This is a genomic window from Streptomyces sp. NPDC025784 (assembly GCF_055558435.1).
The window spans coordinates 634,875-660,831 of the sequence record NZ_JBVHMN010000002.1 but is presented as its reverse complement, the minus strand read 5'-3'; the positions used below and the strand labels follow the sequence as shown (position 1 = coordinate 660,831).

The window sequence follows — 25,957 nt, the reverse complement described above, 5'->3', positions numbered from 1 at the left end:
ACCACCCCCCACATCCCCGCCCCCCCCGAGTGCTGGCTGGGCCCCCCGCGCCCCCCCCCCCCCCCCCCGCCCGGGCCCGCCCCCCCCCCCCCCCCCCCCCCGCCGCTGTCGCTCTCCCTGAACTCCGAACACTCCCGGAATCAGACCGGGATGGCTACCACCTGTACCACCGGCCCCTGCCGCCGCCGGCATTCGTGCCGCGCACCAGGAATCCGAGCAGCCACAGGACGAGCACCGCCAGCGCTATCCACCAGAGAAGTTTCACCGCGAAACCGGCACCGAAGAGAATCAGGACCAGCAGCAGTACCAGCAGGATGGGAACCATAGTGTTGACCTCCTGCACGTCCGAGTTTCCCGGAACCGGAGAATCAGGCCTGCTTGCGGCAGAGAATTTCTCCGTGCAGGACCGAGAACCAGCCGTCCTCCTGACGCCCCCACTCCCGCCAGGCGTCCGCCACCGCCCGCAGCTGTTCCACCGTCGCGTGACCGGCCTGTGTGGCCCGCTCCGCGTATGCCGAGGCCACCGTGCGGTCCGCCCACAGCCCGCTCCACCACGACCGCTCGTCCTCGGTGGCGAAGGTCCAGGTGCTCGACGAGGCCGTGACGTCCCGGACGCCGGCGGCCAGTGCCCACGACTTGAGACGGCGTCCGGCGTCCGGCTCGCCCCCGTTGGCGCGGGCGACCCGCAGGTACAGGTCCAGCCAGTCGTCCATGCCCGGCGACAGCGGATACCAGGTCATGGCCGAGTAGTCCGAGTCGCGGACCGCGATGAAGCCGCCCGGCTTGGTGACCCGGTGCATCTCGCGCAGCGCCTGGACCGGATCGCCGACGTGCTGCAGCACCTGGTGGGCGTGGACCACGCAGAACGTGTCGTCCGGGTACTTCAGCGCGTGCACGTCGGCGACGTCGAACTCGACGTTGTCCAGACCGCGTTCGGCGGCCAGGTCGCGGGCCTGGTCCAGGATGCCCGGCGCGTGGTCCACGCCGGTGACGTGCCCGTCGGGGACCAGAGCGGCCAGGTCGGCGGTGATGGTGCCCGGACCGCATCCGATGTCCAGGATCTTCATGTGGGGCTTCAGTGAGCCGAGCAGGTAGGCCGCCGAGTTGGCGGCGGTGCGCCAGGTGTGCGAACGCAGCACCGACTCGTGGTGGCCGTGCGTGTAGACGGCGGTCTCCCGTGACTTCGACATGACCGTTCCCCTTCGCGTCGTACGGGACCTCGCGGGGCCGCGTGCGCACCCCGCGAGGCGTTGGCATCACCGTACGCGCTCATGTCGAATGATGAGACCTGCATCTTGCTATGTGGACGACCCTGTGTTCACGCGGTGCGGCCGGTGTCCTGGTCGTCGAAGGGGAGCGGGCAGTAGACGGTCAGTGCCTCGGGCGTCTTCCGCAAGGTCACCGGGCCGTCCACCTCGGTGACTTCGCCGTCGTGGGCGAGGAGCGTGCCGGGGGCGATGCCGTCGATGCGCAGGTTCCGCACCCGGACGGCGGCGTGCGCGGGGGAGCGGGTCAGCGGTCCCGCGAAGGCCGCGGCGAGCAGACGTATCGCGGGGTGGCGTCCGCCGTGCACGACCCGCACGTCCAGCTTGCCGTCCGCCAGGTCGAAACGCCGGGCCGGCGCGAGGCCCATCCGGTGATACGTGCCGTTGCCCGCGAACAGCAGCCACAACGGGTGCTTGCGGCCGCCGAGTTCGGCGTGCAGCGGGTGGCGGTCCGCGCGCAGGACGCGTACCGCGCCGAGCAGTCCGGCGGGCCAGCCACCGATCCGCGGCGACCAGCGCTCCCGCTCCCGCACCAGTTCCGGGTAGACGCCCAGGCTGAACGTGTTGAGGAAGATGCCCCCCGTGCGGCCCGCCGAGAAGCGGCCCACGTCCACCCGCACCGCCTCGCCCCGCTGGAGGGCACGGCTCAGATCGCGCTCGCCCTCCACGCCGAGGTCGAGCGCGAAGTGGTTGAGGGTGCCGCCCGGCAGGACGGCGAGCGGCAGGCCGTGGCGCAGCGCCACCTCCGCCGCGGCGTTCACGGTGCCGTCACCGCCGCACACGCCGAGCACCCGTGCGCGCGCCGCCGCCTTCTCCAGTTCGGCCCCGACGTCGGCCGGTTCGCACTCGACGACCTCCGCCCGCGGCAGCACGTCGGCCAGGGCCCGGACCCGTTCCGGCGTGCCCGCACCCGTGTTCGCCACCATGACCAGGCCCTCGCCCTCGGGCAGCGCGGGCGCGTCCACGCGGGGCCGCCCGGCCGGGCGGCCCCGGTCACGGGTCGGGACGAGGGCCCGTACGGCGTACGCGGCGCCCACGCCCAGGGCCGCGCCCACCAGTACGTCGCTCGGGAAGTGGACGCCGGTGTAGACGCGGGACAGCGCGACGGCCGTGGCCACCGGCGCCACGGCCGCGCCCCACCCGCGGGACTCCAGGGCGACGCCCGTCGCGAAGGCCGCGGCCGAGGCGGCGTGCCCCGACGGGAACGACGTGGTGATCGGCTGGCGCTTCAGCTGCCGCACCAGCGGGACGGGGTCCAGGGCGGGACGGGAACGGCGCACCGACCGCTTCCCGATCGTGTTGATGGCCGCGGAGGCGAGAGTGAGCGAGGCCAGGCCCCGGACGGCGGCCCGGCGGGCCCTCGGGGTGCGGCTCGCGGCGATCGCCGCGGCCGTGGCGAACCACAGCACACCGTGGTTCGCACTGCGGCTCAGACGGGGCAGCACACGGTCGCCGCCCGGCCAGTGGCGCGCCGCGACCGCTTCGAAGAGGCCGGAGTCCATGGAGAGCAGGCGGTCCCGCAGGACGTGGCGGCCCGGGGGGCGGAGCGTGAGGTCGACGTCTGGGGTCAGGGTCATGGCACTGCGCATACCCCGGACCGGCGATTTCTCGCCCCCGGCCTCCCAGGACGTCCGACGGCACCCCCGGCCCCGTGCGCCAGGGCGTCGCGCGACGTCTTCCGACGCCCTCGGGCACCCGGCGCGTCCGGGCCTCCCGCGACGTCCTCCGGCGCCCTCGCACATCCCGCGACGCCCCGACCTCCCGCGATGTCCGGCGTCGCGCCGAATACACGTTTGCCCCGCGGTACCGGGTCCACCGAGAATGCCTCCTCATGGGACACCTCGAAGCCGCGCACCTTGAGTACTACCTGCCCGACGGGAGGGCGCTGCTCGGCGATGTGTCGTTCCGGGTGGGAGAAGGGGCCGTCGTCGCCCTGGTCGGGCCCAACGGGGCCGGCAAGACGACCCTGCTGCGGCTGATCTCGGGAGAGCTCAAACCGCACGGGGGGACCGTCACCGTCGGGGGCGGGCTGGGCGTGATGCGCCAGTTCGTCGGCTCCGTGCGGGACGAGACGACCGTACGGGACCTGCTGGTGTCGGTGGCACCGCCACGGATCCGCGAGGCGGCCGGGGCCGTCGACGCCGCCGAGCACGCGATCATGACCGTCGACGACGAGGCCGCCCAGCTCCGCTACGCGCAGGCGCTCGCCGACTGGGCCGAGGTGCGCGGATACGAGTCGGAGACCCTCTGGGACATGTGCACCACCGCGGCGCTCGGCGTGCCGTACGAGAAGGCGCAGTGGCGTCTGGTGCGGACCCTTTCCGGCGGTGAGCAGAAGCGTCTGGTGCTGGAGGCCCTGCTGCGCGGCACCGACGAGGTGCTCCTGCTCGACGAGCCGGACAACTACCTCGACGTCCCCGGCAAGCGCTGGCTGGAGGAACGCCTCAAGGAGACCCGCAAGACCGTCCTCTTCGTGTCGCACGACCGGGAACTGCTGGCCCGCGCGGCCGAGAAGATCGTGAGCGTGGAGCCCAGCCCCACCGGAGCCGACGCCTGGGTGCACGGCGGCGGCTTCGAGACCTACCACGACGCGCGCCGGGAGCGGTTCGCGCGCTTCGAGGAGCTGCGCCGCCGCTGGGACGAGAAGCACGCCCAGCTCAAGAAGCTCGTACTGAACCTGCGTCAGGCCGCGTCCATCAGCCATGAGCTGGCGTCCCGCTACCAGGCCGCGCAGACCCGGCTGCGGAAGTTCGAGGAGGCCGGACCGCCTCCGGAGCCGCCGCGCGAACAGGACATCCGGATGCGGTTGCACGGCGGACGTACCGGCGTGCGGGCCGTCACCTGCAAGGGCCTGGAGCTCACCGGACTCATGCACCCCTTCGACCTGGAGGTCTTCTACGGCGAACGGGTGGCCGTCCTCGGCTCGAACGGCTCCGGCAAGTCGCACTTCCTGCGCCTGCTCGCCGGCGACACCGTCGCCCACACCGGCGAGTGGAAGCTCGGCGCCCGCGTGGTGCCCGGTCACTTCGCACAGACGCACGCCCACCCGGAGCTGGAGGGCCGCACCCTGCTCGACATCCTGTGGACCGAGCACTCCCAGGACCGCGGCGCCGCGATGTCCCGGCTGCGCCGCTACGAGCTGACCGCGCAGGCCGAGCAGCGCTTCGAGCGACTCTCCGGCGGCCAGCAGGCACGCTTCCAGATCCTGCTCCTGGAACTGGAGGGTTCCACCGCCCTGCTGCTCGACGAGCCGACCGACAACCTCGACCTGGAGTCCGCGGAGGCCCTCCAGGAGGGGCTGGAGGCGTACGAGGGCACGGTCCTCGCGGTCACTCACGACCGCTGGTTCGCCCGCTCCTTCGACCGCTATCTGGTCTTCGGGTCCGACGGGCGGGTACGGGAGACGCAGGAGCCGGTGTGGGACGAGCGCCGCGTGGAGCGTGCCAGGTGAGCCGCTGATCCAGGGCCGTGCGGAGCTCGGCCGGGCCTCCTGCCCGGGCTCGTCCCGGCCTCCGGCGCGCCGCTCCTTCGGCGCACACGGAGGCCGAGGGCCGCGGATCTTCGTAAGGTGGAGGGAGGAAGGCGAGCTCCTTGGCCCCTCCCGGATGCCGCTCGGACCATGCTCGCCGGGCCGGTACCCGGACCGCACCGTAGGACACGACGAGCGGGGTACCACCATGACCGGAGTCGACCCGGGCCGTCTGGACGACCAGCAGCTGATGAAGGAGCTGGAGACGATCCATCGCACGCGCCATGACACGCTCCTGCACGGTTCGAACGACGCCCTGCGCGTCCACAACGAACGCATGGCGCAGCTGGAGGGCGAGTACCTGCGCCGCCATCCGCGCCGCCGGGTCGTCGCGGGCCGCACACGCGACGGCGCCCGCGAGCGGACGCCCGGAGGGGCCGGAGCCGTATGACTCCCACGACGGAACACAGGACCGGACCGCTCGCCACACCGGGCCCGGATCCGCTGCTGGCACGGCACGCGCAGGCCCTGGACCTGTTCGGCGACCGAGTCCGCCAGGTCCGCCCGGACCAGTGGGAGGCGGGCACGCCCTGCACGGAGTGGACGGTGCGCGACCTGGTCAACCATCTCGTCTCCGAGCAGCTGTGGGTGCCCGCGCTGGTGCGGTACGGCGCCACCGTGGAGGCGATCGGCGACACCTTCGACGGTGACATGCTCGGTTCCGACCCCGCCGCGTCCTGGGAGACGGCGGCCCACGCCGCCCGTGAGGCGTTCGGCGCGCCGCGCGCCCTCGACCGCACGGTCCACCTCTCGTACGGCGACACCGGCGCCGATGCCTACTGCGCGCAGATGACCGCCGACCTCGTCGTGCACGCCTGGGACCTGTCCCGCGCGATCGGCGCGGACGAGCAGCTCCCCGCCGACCTCGTCGCCCTCACCATGCGTGAAGTGGCCCCGTACGTCGCGCGGTTGGCGGAGAACGGACTGTTCGCCGAGCCGGTGCAGCCGCCGCCCGGCGCGGACGAACAGACGAAGCTGCTGTGCCTGCTGGGGCGCCGGCCCTGAGCCTCCCGAGGCTCCCGGCGCCGCGCCCACGGACGCGTATCCGCCCGGGGCGGCCTTCGCTGTCTAGACGTCCTGGTCGAGCGCCGCGGCGAGGTCGCCGAGGGCGACGATGCCCACCGGGCGTCCGTCCTCGACCACCGGCAGCCGTCGTACCTCGTGGTCGCGCATCAGCGCCACCGCGGTCACCAGGGCGTCGTCCGGGCCGACCACCACGGGATGCGGTGTGCACACGGCCCGCGCGCTCACCGTGAGCGGGTCGGCGCCGTCGGCCACGGCGCGCACGGTGATGTCGCGGTCGGTGAGGATCCCGACGAGTTCGTGATCGGCCACCAGGACGTCACCGACGTCCTGGGCGCGCATCAGCTGGGCCGCCTCCACCAGCGAGGCGTCCGGGCGGACCGCGACGACGCCCGGCGTCATGACGTCCCTGACGAAAACTGCCATGTCTGCCGGCCTTCCTGCCGTCCCGGACCGGGGGTGTCCGGGTGATGGACGATGCCACCCGCAGTACCCCCGGTCCCGGCGGCCATGCCCTCGCTAACGCGCCCGGACGGCTTCCACGACCGATTCGGCCAGTTCGTGGACGGTGCCGTAGCGCTCCTCGAGCGGCAGCAGTTCCAGCGCCTCGACGAGGCTGTCGGGTGCGTGCTTGCCGCGCAGTACGCCGATCAGCTCGCGGGGACCGGCCGGGAACGACGTCCGGCCCAGGAACCGCGCGAGCTCCAGCCGGAGCGTCTCCAGGGAGCCGGGTGCCCGGTTCGGCACGACGGGGCCGACCGTGATCGGCGGGTCGTCGTCGGCGACGGGCTCGGGATCGTGCCACTCGTCGGTCCGGGTCGGGTGTCCGGACCTGAGCACGTCCCGCAGTTCGTGCTTCATCTCCTCGTCCCGGTGGACGCTCAAGCGGTCACTGCCTCGCTGCATCTGTCCCTCCAGAGGTTCGGGGGTGGTGAGCGCGTACCCGTCGCCCCGCGCTCGACACGTGCGTACGCACGCCCGTCCACGCGCGGGTACATCGGCCTGGTCAGCGGCCCGTTCGGCCGCGCTCGCGGCGGAGGGGGGAGTCCGCTCCGCGTGCCGCAGGACCTTCGTCCCACGTGCGGCCGGGAGCGAGTTCCTTGCGGGGCGGGGAGCGAGTCCCCTGGGGGGCCGGGAGCGAGTCCCTCGTGGGGCCTGGCGTTTGTCCCGCATGCCGCGGGGCAGACGCAGCCCCAGTGCTTCGGACAGGAGGCACGTCCGTGGGAGCGGCGAACCGCGCCACGGGTGTACCCGTCCGGCGCACGGGCGCGCTCCCACGGTGACTGTCCAACTCAAGGCACCCCCCGAGGGAGTTGCGACGCATCATGCGAACCAAAGCGAGCGCGACGCACCATCCGCACGACGACGCCCCCGACACCGTCGGGGCCTTCCGCGAACTCGCCGGGCTCCCCCCGGGCCCGGAGCACGACCTGCTCCGCGAGAGGATCGTCGAGGCCTGGCTGCCCATGGCCGAACGGCTCGCGGGCCGCTTCCGCAGCCGGGGCGAGAGCTACGAGGACCTGCGCCAGGTCGCCGCTCTCGGCCTGGTCAAGGCCGTCGACCGCTACGACCCCGAACTGGGCAACGCCTTCGAGAGCTACGCCGTGCCGACCATCACCGGCGAGATCAAGCGCCACTTCCGGGACCACATGTGGACGCTGCACGTGCCGCGCCGGGTCCAGGACCTGCGCAACCGGGTACGTTTCGCCTGCCAGGACCTCGCGCAGACCGTGCCGGGGCGCAGGCCCACCGTCGCCGAGATCGCCGAGCACGCCAGGATGAGCGAGGACGACGTCCGGACCGGCATGGAGGCCCTGGAGAGCTTCACCGCGCTCTCCCTGGACGCCGAACTGCCCGGCAGCGACGACGGCTACTCGCTCAGCGACACGCTCGGCTCGGCCGACCCGGCGCTCGACACCGTCGTCGACCGCGAGGCCGTCAAGCCCCGTATCCAGGCCCTGCCCGAACGTGAACGCACCATCCTCTACATGCGGTTCTTCGGCGACATGACCCAGAGCCGCATCGCCGACGAACTCGGCATCTCCCAGATGCACGTCTCCCGGCTGATCAGCCGCTGCTGCGACCGACTGCGCGACCAGGTCATGCGTGACGCGGCGTAGCTCGCGGGCCTCCGGTCAGTTCAACCGCGCCATGGCCAGGGCTATGTGACGCGACATCATGTCCACGGCCTGTGCCTCCGCCATCGAGAACGCCGGCCCGGTCCCGCTCCTGAACAGCGTCAGCACCCCGTGCACGGTCCCCGACGCGCCGGTCAGCGGCACGCACAGCAACGACGTCACGTTCGCGCGTACGAGGACCGGCGCGCCGGAGGCGTCACGGCCGAAGGCCTCCGGGTCCTCGGGCCGCACCTGAAGTGCCGTCGAACCGCCGCGCGCCGCCTCGACCACGAGGGGGCACGCGGCGGGATCCTGCCCGGCCAGGGCCGCCACCTCCTCGGCGCACTCCGCCGGCCCCAGGACCGCCGTGCGGGTCAGGAGTGCGGCGCCCGTGTCGGCCACCACCCAGTCCGCGAACCGTCCGTGCAGCACTCCTGCCGCGCGTTCGAGGGCCGGTGCGGCGCCCTCGCCGGGCAGACTCAGCAGTGCCGTGGCCATGGCGTCCACCAGGTCCATCAGCGCCGCCCGCCGGGTGGTCTCGGACAGACTCGGCACCGCGGGGCCCGGCACGCCCCGCCCCGACGGCGCCAGGCCGTCCGCGGGCTGCAGCACGACGAGCACGGCGGTCCGGGGCTCCCCGCCGGGGCGCAGCGCGGTGAGCGTCGCCCGCACCGGCACCGACGGCTCCTGCTGGAGGTGCACGGTGAGGCTGCGGTCGCCCTCGCCGCGCGCCACCGCCGCCGCCTGCGAACGGAACGCGGCCCGGTCGGCGTGCGCCAGGAACCCGGTCAGCGGCCGGCCCGTCGCGTAACCGGAGCGGACGCCGGTGAACGCGGTCGCGGCGAAGTTCAGTCGGCGCACCACCGTCTCGCGGTCCATGAGCGCGACGGGCACCGGCACCCGCTGGAAGAGCGCCTTGAGGAGTTGCTGCTCCTGACGGTCCACCGAGGCCATGGCGGTCACGCCGTCCGAGGACAGCCGCTGGAACCACGGCCACAACCGGTCCACCACATGGTCGAGTTCGAAGAGCGCCGCCTCCAGCACGGTCGGCAGGTCGCCGGCCGGCACGGACCGCGCCGCCTTCAACTCCGCGACGCGGCGCACGAAATCCGCGAATTGTTCACCGAATTCGTCCGTCTCCGCCATGCGACGAACGTAACCCGGACCCGCCGTTCCGGGTGGGCCGGGGGGAGAACCCGCAGGGCCCGTTTTCCGCGCAGGTGAACGGGAAGGCGCCGAGGGAGAGGAGCGGAAGGAGCGGAGGGGGCGATCATGCCGGAGAACGGTCAACTCGGCACTCTGGGCGCGGAGTCACCCGACTCGGCCCATCCGGGGCGTCGACTGTCGGAACTCGCCGAGCAGGCCGCGCGCTGCACCGTCGACTGCTGCGGCGCGAGCAGCACGGTGTCCAGCGGTGGCGCGGAGCGCCCCGCCGCGGTGACCCACCCCGATCTCGCCGGCCTCGTCTCGGTGCAACTGCGGTCCGGCGACGGACCGATCCCGGCCGCCGTGGAAGGCGGCGCACCCGTCGACTCGGCCGACCTGCTCGTCGAGGAGCGCTGGCCGGAGTACCGGGCGACGGCCCTCGACTCGGGCGTCCGCTCCAGCGTCACCATCCCCTTCCGGCGGTCCGGGCTGACCGTCACCCTCAGCCTCTACAGCTTCCGGCCCGGCGCCCTGAAGGACGCCCCGCACGGCCCCGCCCGCGCGCTCGGCGACCTCGCCGCGAGCTGCCTGGTCCGCGACCTCTCCTACCGTGCCGCCCTCACCGAACTGGACCAGCTGGGCACGGCGCTGCGCTCCCGGCCCGTAGTCGACCAGGCCTGCGGCATCGTCATGCACGTCCTCGGCTGCGACCCGGACCGGGCCTTCGCGGTGCTGCGCCGGATCTCGCAGGGCACCAACCGGAAACTCGCCGACGTCGCCTGCGCGGTCGTGGACAGACGCGGCCGCGGGCTGGAGCGGGAGCTGCTCTCCCTGTCCGGCTGAGCGGCCGTGGGCGCCGGCCGGCGGTCGTCCCGCGCGGCGTGGGCGGACACCGGGCGGGCCGTGCGGTGTCACCCGCTCGGGCGCCCGTTTTCCCGCGAATGGTGTCCGGCCGCGCGCGCCTCGCAGCGGGGCGGGCTGTGATGGGCCCGAGGAGCGCGACGGCCGTGCTCCTCGGGAAACCGGCCTGCCGAAGGAGCCCCATCCATGCGTCGCACCGCCCGTGCCCTGTCCGCCCTCGCCCTGGCCGGTGCCGCCTTGGGTGCCTCCGCGTCGGCCGCGTCCGCGGATCCGGACGCGAAGGTCAGCCCGGGGTCCGTGGAACCCGGCGGCACCGTGACCGTCTCCGTGACCTGCGACGAGCTCACCGGTGCCCCGCCGGAGTCCATCGACGCCACCTCGAAGGGGTTCGAGGAGGGCAAGATCCAGCTGCACCGTGTCCAGGAGGGCGCGACCGGAGCGGGGGGTCCGCAGAGCGAGACGGGTGCGGGAAGGACGTCGGGCGCCACGGATCCGGGTGGCGTGCCCGGTCCGGCGCAGGCGCCGCGCACACCAGGTGTCACGGACCCCGGTGGCGCGGCGGGTCTCACGGATCCGGGAGGCGCGGCGGGTCTCACGGATCCGGGAGGCGCGGCGGGTCTGACGGATCCTGACGGTTCGGCGGGTCTGACGGATCCTGACGGTTCGGCGGGTCCGACGGATCCTGACGGTTCGGCGGGTCTGACGGATCCTGACGGTTCGGCGGGACTGACCGATCCCGACGGTTCGGCGGGTCTGACGGACCCGGACGGCGCGGCGGGACTGACGGACCCGGGTACCGGGACGGGCCTGACCGACCCAGGAGGCACGTCCGCTCTGACGGATCCCGGCGGTACGAACGGCGTGACGGATCCCGGCGGCACGTCCGGCCCGACGGACCCCGGAGGCACGGCCGGTGCGGCCGATCCCGGTGGCGCCACGGCCGTCTCGTACCGCGGTACGGCGCGTATCCCGACGGGGGACAGCGCCTCCGACGCCGACTCCCAGTGGGGCGTCGACGGTGCCTGCCCTGCCGCGGCCGGCGGCCGGTCGAAGCCCTGGAGCGCCTCCTACTCCGTGGCCCGGGGCACCGGCGGGGAACACGGGACGGGCGAGGACGAGGGCGGCAGCGAGGACCACGGGAAGACCGGGGAGGACGGCACCGGAGGGGGACACGGCACCACCGACGAGTACGGCGCCGCGGCCGTCCAGGGCGGGGTGGACGCCGGTTCGGGCGGCACCTTCACCGATTCCGTCCCGGCCCTGATCTGCGGGAGCGTCCTCATCGCGGGGGCCGTGGGAGCGGCGGTGCACCGCCTGCGCCGCCGGCGCAGGACCTGGGGGCGCTGACACCGCGGCGGGGCCCGGCCCGGCCGGGTGCCCATGGGGCGGTGGCACCGTGGGTACGGAGACGGCCGAGGGCCGTGCCGGGACGGGAACCCGGACAGGGCACGGCACCACGGACTGCGCGGAGGCACTCATGCGGCGGACGGATCCGGAAGACCACGGGCCGGTCCGCTACGGCCCGCCCCTGCCCGGTCAGGGCCTGCCCGTGCTGCCCGCCCTCGGCTCCGTGCTGGCCGCCGCCGCCGGCCCGGCCGGCGCCGAGCCCTGCGGCGGCGGACCCCAACTCCTCGCGGCCGCCTGCGGCTACTGGAACCGCCGCGGACTGCCCGCGACGGCCGATCTGGTGGCCGCCGCGCCCGGCGCTCCCGCGCTGCTCCTCGCCCTGACCGGCGCGCTCGGCGGCGACGTCCTGGTGCCGCGTCCCTGCGCCGCGTGGTGGGAGCCGCAGGCTCGCCTGCTGGGACGGTCCGTCTTCCATGTGGCGACACCCGCCGAGTGCGGCGGCGTCCCGGACCCGTACGCCCTCCTGGAGACCGTCCGCAGGATCCGCGCGGAGGGCGGCGATCCGCGCCTGGTCGTCCTCTCGGTGGCCGACGACCCCACCGCCACCGTCGCACCGCCCGAACTGGTGCACGAGACCGTGGAGGCGGCGGCGGGCGAGGGGCTGCACGTCGTCAGCGACGAGACGTGGCGCGACACCCTGCACCGGGCGCACGACACCGTGCTGCTCAGCCCGGCCGAGATGCTGCCCGGCCGGGTCACCGTCCTCACCGACCTCGCGGGTCCGTTCCTGCCGCAGGGCTGGCCGGCCGCCGTCGCCCGGTTCCCCGCCGACGACCCGGGGGCGCGGCTGCGTTCTCAGGTCCTCGACGTACTCACCGTGCTCGGCGCGCGCGTCGCGGAACCGGTCGCCGCGGCGGCCGCGTACGCGCTCGGCGAGCCGGAGGCGGTCACGGAGCGGCTCGCGGCCTCCGTACGCCTGCACGCGGACGTGGCGCGTGCCGCGCACCGCGCGGTGGTCGGCGCGGGCGCGCTCGCACGGCCCCCGCAGGCGGGCAGACACCTGTACGTGGACCTCGGTCCGTTCCGCACCGCGCTCGGCGCGCACGGTGTGGGCGACGCCCAGGACCTGGAGGACTTCCTCACCGCCCGGCTCGGGATGCCCGCGCCGGGCGGCCACCGGTTCGGCGACGACCTCGCCGCGCTGCGCGTCCGCCTGGGCACAGGGCCGCTGCTCGGCACCACGGACGAGGAGCGGGAGGAATGCCTCACCGCCCCCTCGCCGTTGGAACTGCCGCATGTGCAACGGTCGTTGACCCTGTTGGGGTCGGCCTTCGACGATCTCCGCGACGACGCTCAGCGATGGGAGCCTCCTCGATGACGCAGCAGTCCGAGTCGACCACGAGCACGACCACCGAGGACGCCGACGATCCCGCGTCCTGTGCGAGCCCGGCGGCGGCCGGGCACCTCTCCTCACCCCTTCCCCACGCCGCGCCGGCCGAGGCCGGCCCCCTCGTCGACGCCCGTCCTCCCGCCGATCCCCGTCCCGCTGCCACCCCCGGTCATGTCGCCGGCCCCCGTCCCCTCGCCGAGCCCCGCCCGCTGGGCGAGAAGCGGCTGTGGCCACGGTCCTTCGCGGACCGGCTGACCGCGCCGCTGCCGGGGCTGAGGGCCCTCGCCCGGTTCGCGCGCGAGGGGGCGCTGCGCCCCGGGACCGCGGGGCTGGCCGACATCCCGCGACTGCCCTTCGAGCCGGGGCCGCTGCCCCGCGTCGACGCCCGCACGGTCGCCGTCTCCTGGGCGGGGCACGCGAGCTGGGTGGTGCGGATCGGCGGGCTCACCGTCCTCACCGACCCGGTGTGGTCGCGGAAGATCCTCGGCACCCCGGCCCGGATCACCCCGGTCGGCGTGGCCTGGAGCGCGCTGCCGCGGATCGACGCGGTGGTGATCAGCCACAACCACTACGACCATCTGGACGCGCGGACCTTGCGCCGGCTCCCGCGCGAGACCCCCGTGTTCGTACCGGCCGGGCTCGGCGGCTGGTTCAGGCGCCGCCGGTTCGGCCAGGTCACCGAGCTCGACTGGTGGGAGGCGGCCGAACTGCGCGGAGTCCGCTTCGACTTCGTCCCCGCGCACCACTGGTCCAAGCGCAGCCTCGCGGACACCTGCCGCACGCTGTGGGGCGGCTGGGTCCTGACCGCGCCCGACGGCCGGCGCGTGTACTTCGCCGGGGACACCGGTTACGGCCACTGGTTCTCCCGGATCGGCGACCGCTACCCGGACATCGATCTGGCCCTCCTGCCCATCGGGGCGTACGACCCCCGCTGGTGGCTCAGCGACGTGCACTGCGACCCCGAGGAGGCGGTCCGCGCGGCGGTGGATCTCGGCGCCCGCCGCATGGCGCCCATGCACTGGGGCACGTTCGTCCTGTCCGCCGAGCCCGTCCTGGAGCCGCTGACGCGGGTGCGGGCGGCCTGGGAGGAGGAAGGGCTGCCCCGGGAGGACCTGTGGGACCTGCCGGTCGGGGCCTCACGTGTGCTCGAGGCCTCCCGCGTCCCCGACTGAGCCACCGGGCCCGCGCCCGTGCGGACGGCGGGCCTCCTGCGCGTCCCGGCCACCGGGCCCGTGCGCGCTCGCGGCCGCCGGGCCCGGTTCCGCCCCCGCGGAAGCGCTCGCCGACCCCGCGGAAGCGGGGCCCCGGCCTACGTGGCCGGCTTCCGCACCCTGCGCCACAGGCTCGGCGCGGCACTGATCGCCAGCGTCACCGCGACCGCCGCGACCACGCCCTCCCACGGCTCGCTGAACAGCGAACCGCCGAGTATGCCGATGAGCTGGTACGTCACCGCCCAGGCCAGGCAGGCGGGCACGTCGCCGCGGGCGAAGGTGCGCAGCGGCATCTTGGCGAGCAGACAGGCCAGCATCACCGGGATGCGGCCCGCCGGGACGAGACGGGACACCACGAGGACGGCGATGCCGTGGTCGTTCAGCTTCTCCTGCGCCTGGCCGAGGCGTTCCTCGGGGGCGCGGTCGCGCAGCGTCGCCAGCCATCGGGAACCGTTCTTGGACCGCATGCCGCGCTGGCCGAGCCAGTACAGCGCGACGTCCCCGAGGAAGGCCGCGAGCGACGCGACGGCGAACACCATCAGCAGCGCGAACGGCGCCGTCTGGTGGAAGGCCACCACGGCCGCCGAACTCACCAGCGCTCCCGTCGGCACCACCGGGACGAGCGCGCCGACCAGGACGAGCAGGAACAGCGTGGGGTACCCGATGGCCTGCTGGGTGGATTCGGGCGACACGCTGGTGGCCGCGGCGGACAGGGATATCACCGAGCGGCCCCCGGTCGTGCGCCGTCGCCGCGCCCCGGGCGGCGCACCGCGCCCCGGGACAGCGCCGTCACGGTCACCGCCGTCACCGTGCGACCTCCGGCCGGACGCTCTCGCCGTGACCGAGCCGGTGCACCGAGACCAGGGGCGCGTGTTCGGCGGCGAGGCGCACGAACTCCTCGCCCGGCGCATGGAATTCATGGGGGCGCACGGCATCCATCCCGATCGGCCAGTACGTGCCGTAGTGCACCGGCACCGCGCTGCGCGGCGACAACCGGGCGAGCGCCTGCGCGGCCCGCCCCGCGTCGAGGTGGCCCTCACCGAGGTACGGTCCCCAGCCGCCCACCGGCAGCAGCGCCACGTCGACCGGTCCGACCTCCTCCGCCATCGACGGGAACAGGCCGGTGTCCCCGGCGAAGTACGTACGTGCCTCACCCTCGATCACGTATCCGAGGGCGGGGGAGCGGTGCGGTCCGACCGGGAGCCTGCGTCCGTCGTGCCGTGCCGGGACGGCCCGTACGACCAGGTCACCGACCTGGATCCGGTCGCCGGGCGCCACCTCCGTGAGCAGCAGATGACGCAGCCGGCGCAGCCCGGGCACCGCGCGCGGCGCGCCCTCGGGCACGAGCAGCCGGGTGCCGGGCGCGAGCAGCGCGAGCGACGGCAGATGCAGATGGTCGGCGTGCAGATGGGAGACGAGCGCCACGTCGGCGACCGCGGCCTCGGGCGGGGGCGGCGCCCCGCGCCTGCGCCGCAGGTGCGCGAGCCGGCGCGCGAAGAGCGGGTCGGTGAGCACGCGTGTCCCGGAGTCCTCCAGCGTGCAGGTGGCATGCCCCCACCAGGTGATCTCCACCGGCACTTCTTTGCCTCCTTCGCGCGACTCCCCCCGAGCCTACGGGCAGGAGTAGGGTCGGCGGCGAAACCCGGAGGTGAGGGGGACGCCATGGGAGACGCGCGCGGTGCCTCGGTCCCGCACGCCGGCCGGTTCCCGCAGGAGCACGGCGGCCCCGGCCCGCACGCGCCGGACCGTCCGCTCGGACCGGGCGGTGCCCACGGCCCGCACACGCCGGACCACCCGCTCGACCGGGACCGCTCACGGGCGCTGCGGGTCACGGCGATCGCCAGCCTGATCCCTCTCGAGGAGCTCGAAGCGGACCCGTTCCTGGTCGACTCCCGCAGCCAGCACGCGATCTGTGCCCGCTGGGCCGCCGAGCGGGGCTACGTGGTCACGCGGGAACTGCTCGTGGGCGGTCTGCGTACCGATCACCGCACTCTGTGGGAGGACGTCGAGGCGGGTCTCGTCGACCTGTTCGTCGCACCGAGCCGCCGGGTCCTGGAGCGCGCTCTCGTCTCCGTCGACGAGTTCACCGCCGAGTGCGTGCGCCGCGGGGTGCGCGTGGAGACCGTCGGCTGCGCCGAACCCTCGTACGACGCCCAGATGAAGGCCCGGATCCACCGCCGTCTGTCGATGCCGACGGCGGGCTACGACGGCCGCTGACGTGCCTCCCGCGCGGCGAACGGCCCGTGGCCCGGTGCCGCCGGTGTGACAGGGTGGGTGCAGGCCTCGCGGACGGGCGGGCCGCGAGGCGAGGTGGACTGGGCGTGGGTGGAGGACGTTGGCGGCGGTTCCTCAGCGGAGTGTGGCGCAGCATCACCGTCTGGGCCGCGTCCACGGCGACGATGCTCGTCCTCGCCGGTCTGCTGCCCGACTTCCAGCTCCAGTCGGACGACGGCGACAGCGCCACGCAGATCGCCGTCACCGCCGCGGCCGGAGCGGGCGTCTTCGGTCTGCTGTCGTCGCTGGTGTGGCCGCTGCTGGTGCGGGCCCTGCTGCTGGTGCCCGCCCTCGTGGTCGGCCTGCTCGTGTTCTTCCTCAACGGGTCGCTGCTGCTGCTCGCCCTGCGGATCAGCCCCTCCGGGCAGGGTGAGGTCGCCCCGGAGACCGCGGTGGTCGTCGCCGCCGTGATGTCCGCCGTCGCCTCCGCCACGGGCGGTGCCCTGGCCGTACGGGACGACGACGCGTACCGGCGCCGGCTGTACCGGCTCGCCGACCGGCGCCGCCGCCGGGGCGACGGGCGGGCCGGGCCCTCGACTCCCGGTGCCGTCTTCGTGCAGCTCGACGGAGTCGGACACGACCTCCTCGTGCAGGCCGCCGGGAAGGGCCTGATGCCGACCGTCGCGGGGTGGCTCGGCGGCGACCGCCCCACCCACCGGCTCACGCCCTGGCGCACCGACTGGTCCAGCCAGACCGGCGCCAGTCAGCTCGGCATCCTGCACGGCAGCAACCACGACATCCCGGCCTTCCGGTGGTACGAGAAGGACAGCCAGGAGGTCATGGTCTGCAACCGGCCCACCAGCGCGGCCGAACTCCAGCGCCGGGCCGTGGAGCACACCGGCGACGGAGGGCTGCTCACGGTCGACGGCGCGAGCCGCGGCAACCTGTTCAGCGGCGGCGCCGACCAACTCGCCCTCGTCCTGTCCGTGGCCGCGCGCCGAGGCCGGGAGAACCGCTCGCGGGCGGGGTACTTCGCCTACTTCTCCGACCCCGCCAACGCAGTACGGACCGCCATGTCGTTCGTCGCCGAGGTCTTCCGGGAGATAGGCGAGTCCACCCGGGCCCGGGCGAAGAAGCGGCGGCCGCGCGTCAAGCGCGGCGGGCTCTACCCCGTCGTCCGCGCCTTCGCGACCGTCGTCGAGCGGGACGTCGTCGTCGCCGCGGTGATCGGCGACATGCTGGCGGGCCGCAACGCCGTCTACGCGGACCTGGTCGCCTACGACGAGGTGGCGCACCACTCCGGGCCGCGCGGCCGGGACGCCGAGAAGGTGCTGGAGCGGCTGGACCGCTCGCTCGCGCTGATCGCGAAGGTCGCCGAGCACGCCCCCCGGCCCTACCGGATCGTGCTGCTGTCCGACCACGGCCAGAGCCCCGGCGAGACCTTCCTGACCCGCTACGGCCTCAGTCTCGGCAACCTGGTCCGCGCCGGCTGCGGGCTGCCCGTGCCGCGCAAGGCGCAGCGTACGCACAGCGGCGCCGAGGCGCGGGCCGCCGTACGGGCCGCGCTGCGCCGGCCCGTCGAGGAAGGCGGCGAGCGGCACCGGCCCGCGCGGCGCCGGTCCGAGCCCATCGTGCTGGCCTCCGGAAATCTCGGCCTGGTCGCCTTCCCGGACGTGCCGCACCGGATGAGCCGGGAGGAGATCGACCGCCGTCATCCCGCGCTGCTGTCCACGCTGGCCAACCATCCCGGCGTCGGCTTCGTGCTGGTGCGCAGCGAGGAGTACGGCGCGCTGGTCCTCGCCGCGAACGGCGCGGAGGTGCCGTTGGACGAGCTGGACGACGAACACCCCGGTCCGCTGGCCGACTTCGGGCCGGGCGCGGCCGACGCCGTACGGCGCACGCACTCGTTCCCGCACACCGCCGACATCATGGTCAACTCCTGGTACGACCCCGAGGAGGGCGAGGTGCTGGCCTTCGAGGAGCAGATCGGCTCGCACGGCGGACTCGGCGGGGCCCAGGGGCGGCCTTTCCTGCTGTCGCCGGTCACGCTGTCCGCGCCGGTCGGGGACGGCGGCGAACTCGTCGGCGCTGAGCAGGTGCACCAGGTGCTGAGACGGTGGCTGCGCGAGTGCGACGGCCCTCAGGTGCCGCTGGCGGCGCCCCCGAAGGAGCGTGCCGCCTGACGCGCCCCGAAGGAGCGTGCAGTCTGACGGCCCGGCCGCCAGGAGCGTGCAGTCTGACGGCCCGGCCGCCGGAGTGCGGTGTCGCGCGCACCGTCCGGCCGGGCCCGCGAGGCGTCCTCCGCCCCGTCAGCGCGCCAGCGGTGCGACCACCCAGCGCCGCGTCCTGAACATGCTGTCCGCCTGCCCGATCTCGATGAGCTTGCGGGCCGCCGGGAACGCCTCGTTGCCCTCGATCTCGTAGCCCACCTGCGAGGTGCCCGGCACGTCGCGGATCTCCAGCCGACTGCGTACGTCGTCGGCCGGGCGCTGTGCGTCCGAGCCCACCACGGCGAGGTGCTCGACCAGCCTGAGCTGGGCCGCGGCCAGCGACTCGGCCGGGTCACGGGGGAGCGGCGCCACCGCGGCCCGCGGCCCCTCGCCGGACGGCGGGGCCACCACCGAACTGGGCGTGCGCGTCGAGCCCGCGGCCTCACGCGTCGACAGGTGGGCCTGCACCACGGTCCCGTCGTTGTCCAGAGCCACCCGGATCTCGCCCCGGCCCGGCGTGATCACCGGGATCCCGTCGAAGGCCTGACGGAACGTCACATGCGTTTCCAGTGAGACGGGTTCACCGAGCCGCGAGCCGTCCTTGGTGCCGGAGTTCTGCCACAGGTCGTGCACGGACTCCACGACCAGCTCGGCGCCTTCCGCGTGCTGTTCGGCGAAGGCGCGCGCCAGATCCACCGCCCGGCCGGTGTCCAGCTGCTCGGTGTTGCGGTGGTTGGCCTCCGCGAGCCTCACCCAGCGCGCGGCGAGCGGTGCCGTCGCCACGTACCGGTCGCCGGAGTTCGCGCTCAGCACGCCCTGCCGCTCGACCTGGACCTCCTGGAGGGCGGCCGGCGGGAAGTCCGCCAGCCGGCCGAGCCGGGTGAGTTCGGCGCTCGGGTCGCGCGGCGCGAGCTGCACGGTCCGCTCCGGCACGACCGTCGCCGCCTCACGGAGGCTGCTGCGGGCGTAGTACCAGCGCCAGGCGTACCACGCGTCGGAGACGTGCTCGCGGAAGAAGTTCCGCTCGGAGCTGAGACGGTTCGTCGCCTCGGCCTGCGTGGGGCCGGTGGCCGCGACCGACGGGGCCTGCCCGTGGTAGATGTCCCACGAGGCGTTCAGCCAGGCGTCGCAGAAGGTCTGTCCGGCCCGCCACTTCTCCCAGAACTTCCGGCCGTAGTCGGGGCTGTCGATGCTCGTCGACTCGAACCCGAAGAGCATCCGCGACCCGAGGTTGGGGCCCGCCCAGGTCCGGATCGGGGTGTGCCCGTCCAGGACGCGCACCGAGTTGCAGGTGGACCAGAAGACGTAGTTCACCTTCTCGTCGCCGAACGCCATCTTGTTGGACACGGCGTCACTGCGGCCGTCCCACACCGCACCGAGCGGCGCGAAGAACACCCCGTTGCCGTCCATGCCGCCGTGTCCGGAGTGGTAGACGGCGACGACGGCGTCCACACCGTAACGGTCCTGCCAGTTGTCGTACGCCTGCTCGTACGCCCACACCTGCGCGCCGCCGTCCGCGAACCAGAAGTTGCGGTCGTAGAACTGCTGGAGATAGGCGAGCCACCCGGTGGCGTCCTCGTGCGTGTGCGAGAGCGGGTTCTGGTTCACGAACTTCTGGATGCTGAACGCGCCCCACCAGCCGAACGTCGAATCCCGGCCGACCGCGCCCGGCTTGCCCGAGTCGAGCGGTGACGGACCACGGTCCGAGTAGATCATGCGCATGGTCAAACCCCCTGATGGTCCACCTCGCCGCGCTCGGTCCCGGAGGGGCGAGGGGGCCTCAAAATGTCACCGCGGCAGGGGTTTGCCCAGCGCGCATACCGGCCATCGGGGCAGCGCCCCGGGCATGTCACGACGCCCCACGCGCCGCTTCGGAAAGGGCCCCGCGAGCGGCGGGGAGCGGTCCCGCACACGAGAAAATGGGCTGCGACGGCCGGGCACCGGTGCCCACACTGTTCGCATCGGACACCGCACACCTGCGGCCCCCTGTCGAACAACCCCGAGGAGCCCGCGCGTGCAGGCAGCCGTCACCGTCACCCCCGCCCGCATACCGGAACTGCTACTCGGTCTCGCGACCGTACGGCCGGTCTTCATCTGGGGCGCGCCCGGCATCGGGAAGTCCTCCCTCGTAAGGGAGTTCGCCGAATCGCTGGGTCTGGAGTGCGTGAGCCTGCTCGGTACCCAGCTGGCCCCCGAGGACCTCATCGGCGTGCCACAGATCCGTGACGGCCGCTCGGTGTTCTGCCCGCCCGAGGCGATCGCCCGTGACGAGCCGTACTGCCTGTTCCTCGACGAACTGAACGCGGCGACCCCCGACGTGCAGAAGGCCTTCTACTCGCTGATCCTGGACCGCCGCATCGGCACCTACGAACTGCCGAAGGGCTCCATCGTGATCGGCGCGGGCAACCGAGCGACCGACAACGCACTGGCCCGGCCCATCGCCTCGGCCCTCGTCAACCGCCTCACCCATGTGCACCTGGAGGCGTCGCCGAAGGACTGGCTCGCCTGGGCCGCCGCCCACGGCATCCACCCCTGGGTCCTCGACCACCTCGCCGACCGGCCCGACCACCTGTGGTCCAAACCGCCGAAGACGGAGGAGCCCTTCTCCACGCCCCGCTCCTGGCACATGCTCTCCGACGCCCTGCACTCCTTCGGCGCCGCCCTCGACGAAGCCACGCTGAAGGTGATCGCGCACGGCACGCTGACCCCCGCGCACGCCGTTGCCTTCTGCGGCTACGTCAAGATCGTGCGCAGCCGCTTCGGCATCGAGGCGATCGTCAAGGGCGACGCCCGCTGGCCCCACCGTCCCGAGGACCGCGACCTGCTCTACTACCTCGCCGAGTCCTTCCGCGGCCGTCTCGTCAAGGAACTGCCCGCCGACCGGGAGCATCTCTCCGAGAACGGCCGCCAGACCGCCTACCGGGCCAAGTCCCTCCTCGTCCAGCTCGCCGAGATCTCCGTCGAGGTCGCCCAGACCGTCATCGCCGGCGACACCGACGGCAACCCCGTCCTGCCCGCGTGGTTCCTGGTGGAGGCGGCCCGGGACATGCCGCGTCTCGTCGAGGCGCGGCAGTGAGCCGGCGCCACGCCCAGGACGCCGAGGACAAGCCGGACCCGGCCGCCGAGGCCTTCGCCGAGGGCATGCGGCTGGTGCGCGCCAACCGTGCGCTGGCCGCCGTCGGATTCAGCACCTGCCGTCAGGAGAGCTGCGCGCGGGCGCCCCGGGACGGACTGGTGCGTGTCGACTCCGACGGCGTCCTGCACGTCCACCCCACCCGCCGCGCCGAACCCGCCGCCTGGGCCTGGGCCGTCGCCCACGCCGTCATCCACCTCGGCTTCGGACACGTGCCGGCCGCGACCGGCGAGCGCGAACAGCCCGACCGCTGCGCCCTCGCCGCCCGCTGTGTCGTGGTCAACCGCTTCCTGCTCGGGTTCCCGATCGGGCTCACCCCCGAGGACCTGCCGGCCTCCTACCCCGACGGCGACGAGGAGAAGCTCGCCGCACGCTGGCGCCGGGACGGCATCCCGCCCATGTACGAGCACTGCGGCACGGCCGGCGGCGAGCCCGACCAGGTGATGGTGCCGTGGAACAGCTGGGCCGGCGGCAGTCCGCCGGACTGGCCGACCGCCTTCGCGCACGCCCTGACCCGCACCGTGTCCGCGGCCATGGACATGGCCGGCGGCCGCCGGGCCTCCATGCGCGGCGGACCGGTCCGGCTCCAGCCCTGGGAACGGGCGCTGAGCTGGTTCGTCTCCTCCTACCCGCTGCTCGGCGGGGTCGCCGCCGGCATCACCCTCGTCGCCGACGCCGAACTCGCCCGCGCCCACGGCATCTCCGTCGCCGCCGTCGACGCGGAGGCCGCCGAGATCTACATCAACCCGCTCCGTCGGTTCGACGACGAGGAGTGGCGGTTCGTCCTCGCCCACGAGATGCTGCACGCCGCTCTCAGACACGGTGACCGCTGCGGCCCCCGCGACCCCTACCTCTTCAACGTCGCCGCGGACTACGTCGTCAACGGCTGGCTGTGCGAGATGCAGATCGGCACGATGCCCGACGGGCTGCTGTACGACCCGGACCTCAAGGACCTGTCCGCCGAGGAGGTCTACGACCGGATCGCCGGCGACCTGCGACGGGCACGCCGGCTGTCCACCCTGCGCGGCAAGGGCGCGGGCGACATCCTCGGCGGCCCGCTCGGCGCACCCCGCGACTACGTCGACCTCGACGAGTTCTACCGCCGGGGACTCGCCCGGGGTCTCGACCTCCACCAGCAGCAGGAGCGCGGCTACCTGCCGGGCGGACTGGTGGAGGACATCCGCGCGCTCAGCCACCCCCCGCTGCCCTGGGACGCCCGACTGGCCCGCTGGTTCGACGAGTTCGTGCCCCGTCCCGAACCGGTGCGCAGCTACGCGCGTCCGGCCCGCCGCCAGGCGTCCACCCCCGACATCCCGCGCGCGGGACGCCACTTCCCGCCCGAGGAGATCGCCCGCTGCACCTTCGGCGTCGTCCTCGACACCTCGGGCTCCATGGACCGCACGCTGCTCGGCAAGGCCCTGGGCGCGATCGCCTCGTACGCCGACGCCCGTGACGTGCCCGCTGCCCGGGTCGTCTTCTGCGACGCCGCGCCGCACGACGCGGGCTATCTGCCGGCCACCGAGATCGCCGGACGCGTCCGCGTGCGCGGACGAGGCGGCACGGTGCTGCAGCCCGGCATCGACCTGCTGCACCGAGCCGACGACTTCCCGCCGGGCGCACCCGTGCTGGTGATCACGGACGGTGAGTGCGACGTGCTGCGGGTGCGCCGCGAGCACGCGTACCTGATCCCGCAGGGCGCACGGCTCCCCTTCACCGCGCGCGGGCCGGTCTTCCGGGTGCGGTGACGTGTCCGCCACGGGCCGCGGCGTGCCCGCTCGGGGGGACGCCCCCGCCGAATCCCGTGATTCCCCGAGCACTTGACCAGGCCCGGACCGGCCCGGACCGGCTCGGGCCGACAGGCCTGCCCCTCACCGCCGCCCTTCGCCCCCGCCGGAGAAATCACCTGCACGGTCCGGCAGGTCGGCGTCGTATCCGGTGGGTGCGCGGGGCCCGGGTGTGATCGGATGAGGGCACGGCCCCCGGGAGGGGGACCACACGCGAAAGGACTCATCGTGGCAACCACGCGCACCGCACACACCGTGTGGGAAGGCAACCTGCTCGAAGGCAACGGCGTCGTCACCTTCGACTCCTCCGGCATCGGCCAGCAGCCGGTGACGTGGGCGTCGCGGGCCCAGGACGCGAACGGCAAGACCAGCCCCGAGGAACTGATCGCCGCCGCCCACTCCAGCTGCTTCTCCATGGCGCTGTCGCACGCCCTGGCCGGCGCCGGTAACCCGCCCGCCAAGCTCGTCACCAACGCCGACGTCACGTTCCAGCCCGGCGAGGGCATCACCGGCATCCACCTCACCGTCGAGGGCACGGTGCCCGGCCTCGACAACGACGGCTTCGTCGCGGCGGCGGAGGAGGCCAAGAAGAACTGCCCGGTCAGTCAGGCGCTGACCGGCACGACGATCACCCTGTCGGCGAAGCTCGCCTGACAGCCGTCCGCACCGCTGCCGCGGTTCCCCTCCGGGGGCCGCGGCAGCGCCGTGTCCGGGCCGCCGTACCGTCGCGGCGGCTCCGTGCGGTCCTGCCGGGTCGCGGCGACCCCCGGCAGCGGGCATCCGTCCCATTGACAACCATGCACTCAAGTTTTGTGCTGGATATTGGGCAGAGTTCGCGGAAGGGGACGGACATGACACGTGCGGTCGGGATCGATCTCGGGACGACGAACTCGGTGGTGGCCGTCCTGGAGGGCGGCGACCCCACCGTGGTCGCGAACGCCGAGGGTGCGCGCACCACACCCTCCGTGGTGGCCTTCGCCAAGAACGGCGAGGTGCTCGTCGGCGAGGTCGCCAAGCGGCAGGCGGTCACGAACGTGGAGCGCACGGCACGCTCCGTGAAGCGGTACATGGGCGACGTGAGCTGGCGCTTCCCGGAGAGCGGCTCCGTCGACGGCACCCGCTACCGGGCGCAGGAACTGTCCGCGCGGGTGCTGCAGAAGCTGAAGCGCGACGCCGAGGCGTATCTCGGCGAGGACGTCACGGACGCCGTGATCACGGTGCCCGCCTACTTCGACGACGCGCAGCGCCAGGCGACCAAGGAGGCGGGCGAGATCGCGGGGCTCAAGGTCCTGCGCATCATCAACGAGCCCACGGCGGCGGCCCTGGCGTACGGGCTGGACCGGGGCGAGGAGCAGACCGTCCTGGTCTTCGACCTCGGCGGAGGAACCTTCGACGTCTCGCTCCTGGAGATCGGCGACGGCGTCATCGAGGTGAAGGCCACCAACGGCGACACCCGGCTCGGCGGCGACGACTGGGACCAGCGGATCGTGGAACACCTCGCCCAGCGTTTCAAGGCCGGGCACGGCATCGACCTGGGCCACGACAAGATGGCGCTCCAGCGGCTGCGCGAGGGCGCCGAGAAGGCCAAGATCGAGCTGTCCAGCTCCACCGAGACGACCGTCAACCTGCCCTACATCACCGCCACCGCCGACGGCCCGCTCCACCTCGACGAGAAGCTGACCCGGGCGCAGTTCCAGGAGCTCACCGCGGACCTGCTCGACCGCTGCCGCACCCCCTTCCACCAGGCGGTCAAGGACGCGGGCGTGAAACTGTCGGCGGTCGACCACGTCATCCTGGTCGGCGGCTCCACCCGTATGCCCGCCGTCACCGACCTGGTCAAGGAGCTCACCGGCAAGGACCCGCACAAGGGCGTCAACCCCGACGAGGTCGTCGCCGTCGGCGCCGCGCTGCAGGCCGGAGTGATCCGCGGCGACGTCAAGGACGTGCTGCTGCTCGACGTGACACCGCTGTCCCTCGGCATCGAGACCAAGGGCGGCATCATGACCAAGCTCATCGAGCGGAACACGACGATCCCGACCAGGCGTTCGGAGATCTTCACGACTGCCGCGGACAACCAGCCCTCGGTGGGCATCCAGGTCTACCAGGGCGAGCGGGAGATCGCCGCGTACAACAAGAAGCTCGGCGTCTTCGACCTCACCGGGCTGCCGCCCGCGCCGCGCGGGGTCCCGCAGATCGAGGTCGCCTTCGACATCGACGCGAACGGCATCATGCACGTCTCGGCGAAGGACCTCGCCACCGGTCGCGAACAGAAGATGACCGTCACCGGTGGCTCCGCGCTGCCCAAGGACGACATCGACCGCATGATGCGCGAGGCCGAGCAGTACGCCGAGGACGACCGCAGGCGCAGGGAGGAGGCGGAGACCCGCAACCAGGCCGAGCAGCTCGTCTACCAGACGGAGAAGTTCCTCCGCGAGAACGAGGACCGCGTTCCGCCGGACACCAGGACGGAGGTGCAGGCCGCGGCGGCCGACCTGAAGAGCCTCCTGGAAGGCTCCACCGACACGGCCGTGCTGCGCGAAGGCATCGAGAAGCTGGCCACCGTCAGCCAGCAGATGGGCCAGGCCATGTACGCGCAGGCCCAGCGGAACCAGCCCGCGCAGGACGAGCCCCCCACCGAGCAGGCACAGGGCGACGAGGAGGGCGTGGTGGACGCGGAGATCGTCGACGAGGCCAGGGACGGCGAGGCGAAGGGCGGCGCCGCCTGAC

At 73.6% G+C, this 25,957-nt stretch carries 23 protein-coding genes; 14 read left to right on the top strand and 9 right to left on the bottom strand.

Translation table 11 applies throughout. The features are described from left to right. Positions 1–154 precede the first annotated feature (154 nt). The 3 genes from ACZ4IF_RS08905 to ACZ4IF_RS08895 all read right to left on the bottom strand — a co-directional run bounded on the left by ACZ4IF_RS08905 (position 155) and on the right by ACZ4IF_RS08895 (position 2,836). On the bottom strand, positions 155–325 hold the full coding sequence (locus tag ACZ4IF_RS08905; RefSeq protein ID WP_345649158.1) for a hydrophobic protein: 171 nt from the start codon (positions 323–325) through the stop codon (positions 155–157). 43 nt (positions 326–368) lie between these two features. Then, positions 369–1,190: a class I SAM-dependent methyltransferase gene (locus ACZ4IF_RS08900; RefSeq protein ID WP_467560898.1), complete on the bottom strand. Its 822-nt coding sequence runs from the start codon at positions 1,188–1,190 to the stop codon at positions 369–371. Between the two features lie 128 nt (positions 1,191–1,318). Next, positions 1,319–2,836, bottom strand: a complete 1,518-nt coding sequence (locus ACZ4IF_RS08895) for a phosphatase PAP2 family protein (RefSeq protein WP_467561134.1) — start codon at positions 2,834–2,836, stop codon at positions 1,319–1,321. A gap of 260 nt (positions 2,837–3,096) precedes the next feature. Here ACZ4IF_RS08895 and ACZ4IF_RS08890 point away from each other — a divergent pair, with 260 nt between their 5' ends. The 3 genes from ACZ4IF_RS08890 to ACZ4IF_RS08880 all read left to right on the top strand — a co-directional run bounded on the left by ACZ4IF_RS08890 (position 3,097) and on the right by ACZ4IF_RS08880 (position 5,799). Next, positions 3,097–4,716, top strand: a complete 1,620-nt coding sequence (locus ACZ4IF_RS08890) for an ATP-binding cassette domain-containing protein (protein ID WP_467560896.1) — start codon at positions 3,097–3,099, stop codon at positions 4,714–4,716. A gap of 226 nt (positions 4,717–4,942) precedes the next feature. Continuing rightward, on the top strand, positions 4,943–5,185 hold the full coding sequence (locus tag ACZ4IF_RS08885; protein WP_467560894.1) for a DUF6158 family protein: 243 nt from the start codon (positions 4,943–4,945) through the stop codon (positions 5,183–5,185). Next, entirely contained in the window at positions 5,182–5,799 is a 618-nt protein-coding gene (locus ACZ4IF_RS08880; protein WP_467560892.1) for a TIGR03086 family metal-binding protein, read from the top strand. Before ACZ4IF_RS08885 ends, ACZ4IF_RS08880 begins: the two co-directional genes overlap by 4 nt. A 63-nt stretch (positions 5,800–5,862) precedes the next feature. Here ACZ4IF_RS08880 and ACZ4IF_RS08875 read toward each other — a convergent pair whose 3' ends face one another. Next, entirely contained in the window at positions 5,863–6,243 is a 381-nt protein-coding gene (locus ACZ4IF_RS08875) for a CBS domain-containing protein (protein ID WP_467560890.1), read from the bottom strand. A 93-nt stretch (positions 6,244–6,336) separates the two neighbouring features. Further along, positions 6,337–6,723 carry a DUF2795 domain-containing protein gene (locus ACZ4IF_RS08870; RefSeq protein WP_467560888.1) on the bottom strand — a complete coding sequence of 129 codons (387 nt, stop codon included), beginning with the start codon at positions 6,721–6,723 and terminating at the stop codon, positions 6,337–6,339. 419 nt (positions 6,724–7,142) lie between these two features. On the opposite strand from ACZ4IF_RS08870, the gene ACZ4IF_RS08865 reads away from it, so the two are divergent. Beyond that, positions 7,143–7,937, top strand: a complete 795-nt coding sequence (locus ACZ4IF_RS08865; protein ID WP_359495232.1) for an RNA polymerase sigma factor SigF — start codon at positions 7,143–7,145, stop codon at positions 7,935–7,937. A gap of 15 nt (positions 7,938–7,952) precedes the next feature. On the opposite strand, the gene ACZ4IF_RS08860 is transcribed toward ACZ4IF_RS08865, so the two are convergent. Further along, positions 7,953–9,080, bottom strand: coding sequence for a GAF domain-containing protein (locus tag ACZ4IF_RS08860; RefSeq protein WP_467560886.1), 1,128 nt, complete (start codon positions 9,078–9,080; stop codon positions 7,953–7,955). Positions 9,081–9,206: 126 nt separating this feature from the next. Here ACZ4IF_RS08860 and ACZ4IF_RS08855 point away from each other — a divergent pair, with 126 nt between their 5' ends. The 4 genes from ACZ4IF_RS08855 (at position 9,207) to ACZ4IF_RS08840 (ending at position 13,850) form a co-directional block, all read left to right on the top strand. Next, on the top strand, positions 9,207–9,923 hold the full coding sequence (locus tag ACZ4IF_RS08855; RefSeq protein WP_467560884.1) for an ANTAR domain-containing response regulator: 717 nt from the start codon (positions 9,207–9,209) through the stop codon (positions 9,921–9,923). A gap of 204 nt (positions 9,924–10,127) precedes the next feature. Further along, the gene (locus ACZ4IF_RS08850; RefSeq protein ID WP_467560882.1) at positions 10,128–11,288 is read left to right on the top strand and encodes a hypothetical protein; all 1,161 of its coding nucleotides are present in this window, start codon (positions 10,128–10,130) and stop codon (positions 11,286–11,288) included. Between the two features lie 130 nt (positions 11,289–11,418). Then, positions 11,419–12,666 (top strand): aminotransferase class I/II-fold pyridoxal phosphate-dependent enzyme, encoded by a 1,248-nt coding sequence (locus ACZ4IF_RS08845; protein ID WP_467560880.1) that lies wholly within the window; start codon positions 11,419–11,421, stop codon positions 12,664–12,666. After that, entirely contained in the window at positions 12,663–13,850 is a 1,188-nt protein-coding gene (locus ACZ4IF_RS08840; protein WP_467560878.1) for an MBL fold metallo-hydrolase, read from the top strand. Before ACZ4IF_RS08845 ends, ACZ4IF_RS08840 begins: the two co-directional genes overlap by 4 nt. 137 nt (positions 13,851–13,987) lie before the next feature. Here ACZ4IF_RS08840 and ACZ4IF_RS08835 read toward each other — a convergent pair whose 3' ends face one another. Both ACZ4IF_RS08835 and ACZ4IF_RS08830 read right to left on the bottom strand, forming a co-directional pair. Beyond that, positions 13,988–14,611, bottom strand: a complete 624-nt coding sequence (locus tag ACZ4IF_RS08835; protein WP_467560876.1) for a DedA family protein — start codon at positions 14,609–14,611, stop codon at positions 13,988–13,990. An 82-nt stretch (positions 14,612–14,693) separates the two neighbouring features. Next, positions 14,694–15,467 (bottom strand): MBL fold metallo-hydrolase, encoded by a 774-nt coding sequence (locus ACZ4IF_RS08830; protein WP_345649113.1) that lies wholly within the window; start codon positions 15,465–15,467, stop codon positions 14,694–14,696. A gap of 243 nt (positions 15,468–15,710) precedes the next feature. On the opposite strand from ACZ4IF_RS08830, the gene ACZ4IF_RS08825 reads away from it, so the two are divergent. Then, positions 15,711–16,106: a hypothetical protein gene (locus tag ACZ4IF_RS08825; protein ID WP_028801830.1), complete on the top strand. Its 396-nt coding sequence runs from the start codon at positions 15,711–15,713 to the stop codon at positions 16,104–16,106. Between the two features lie 104 nt (positions 16,107–16,210). After that, positions 16,211–18,286 carry a phage holin family protein gene (locus ACZ4IF_RS08820; RefSeq protein ID WP_467560874.1) on the top strand — a complete coding sequence of 692 codons (2,076 nt, stop codon included), beginning with the start codon at positions 16,211–16,213 and terminating at the stop codon, positions 18,284–18,286. A gap of 126 nt (positions 18,287–18,412) precedes the next feature. Here ACZ4IF_RS08820 and ACZ4IF_RS08815 read toward each other — a convergent pair whose 3' ends face one another. Then, complete coding sequence (locus tag ACZ4IF_RS08815; protein ID WP_467561132.1) at positions 18,413–20,035, bottom strand: DUF6345 domain-containing protein; 1,623 nt, start codon at positions 20,033–20,035, stop codon at positions 18,413–18,415. A gap of 292 nt (positions 20,036–20,327) precedes the next feature. On the opposite strand from ACZ4IF_RS08815, the gene ACZ4IF_RS08810 reads away from it, so the two are divergent. The 4 genes from ACZ4IF_RS08810 (at position 20,328) to dnaK (ending at position 25,956) form a co-directional block, all read left to right on the top strand. Beyond that, positions 20,328–21,389: an ATP-binding protein gene (locus ACZ4IF_RS08810; protein WP_467560872.1), complete on the top strand. Its 1,062-nt coding sequence runs from the start codon at positions 20,328–20,330 to the stop codon at positions 21,387–21,389. Between the two features lie 65 nt (positions 21,390–21,454). Then, positions 21,455–23,191, top strand: a complete 1,737-nt coding sequence (locus ACZ4IF_RS08805) for a vWA domain-containing protein (protein WP_467561130.1) — start codon at positions 21,455–21,457, stop codon at positions 23,189–23,191. A gap of 267 nt (positions 23,192–23,458) precedes the next feature. Continuing rightward, complete coding sequence (locus ACZ4IF_RS08800; RefSeq protein WP_359495259.1) at positions 23,459–23,884, top strand: OsmC family protein; 426 nt, start codon at positions 23,459–23,461, stop codon at positions 23,882–23,884. Positions 23,885–24,081: 197 nt separating this feature from the next. After that, complete coding sequence (gene dnaK / locus ACZ4IF_RS08795) at positions 24,082–25,956, top strand: molecular chaperone DnaK (RefSeq protein WP_467560870.1); 1,875 nt, start codon at positions 24,082–24,084, stop codon at positions 25,954–25,956. Position 25,957: the final 1 nt, after the last annotated feature.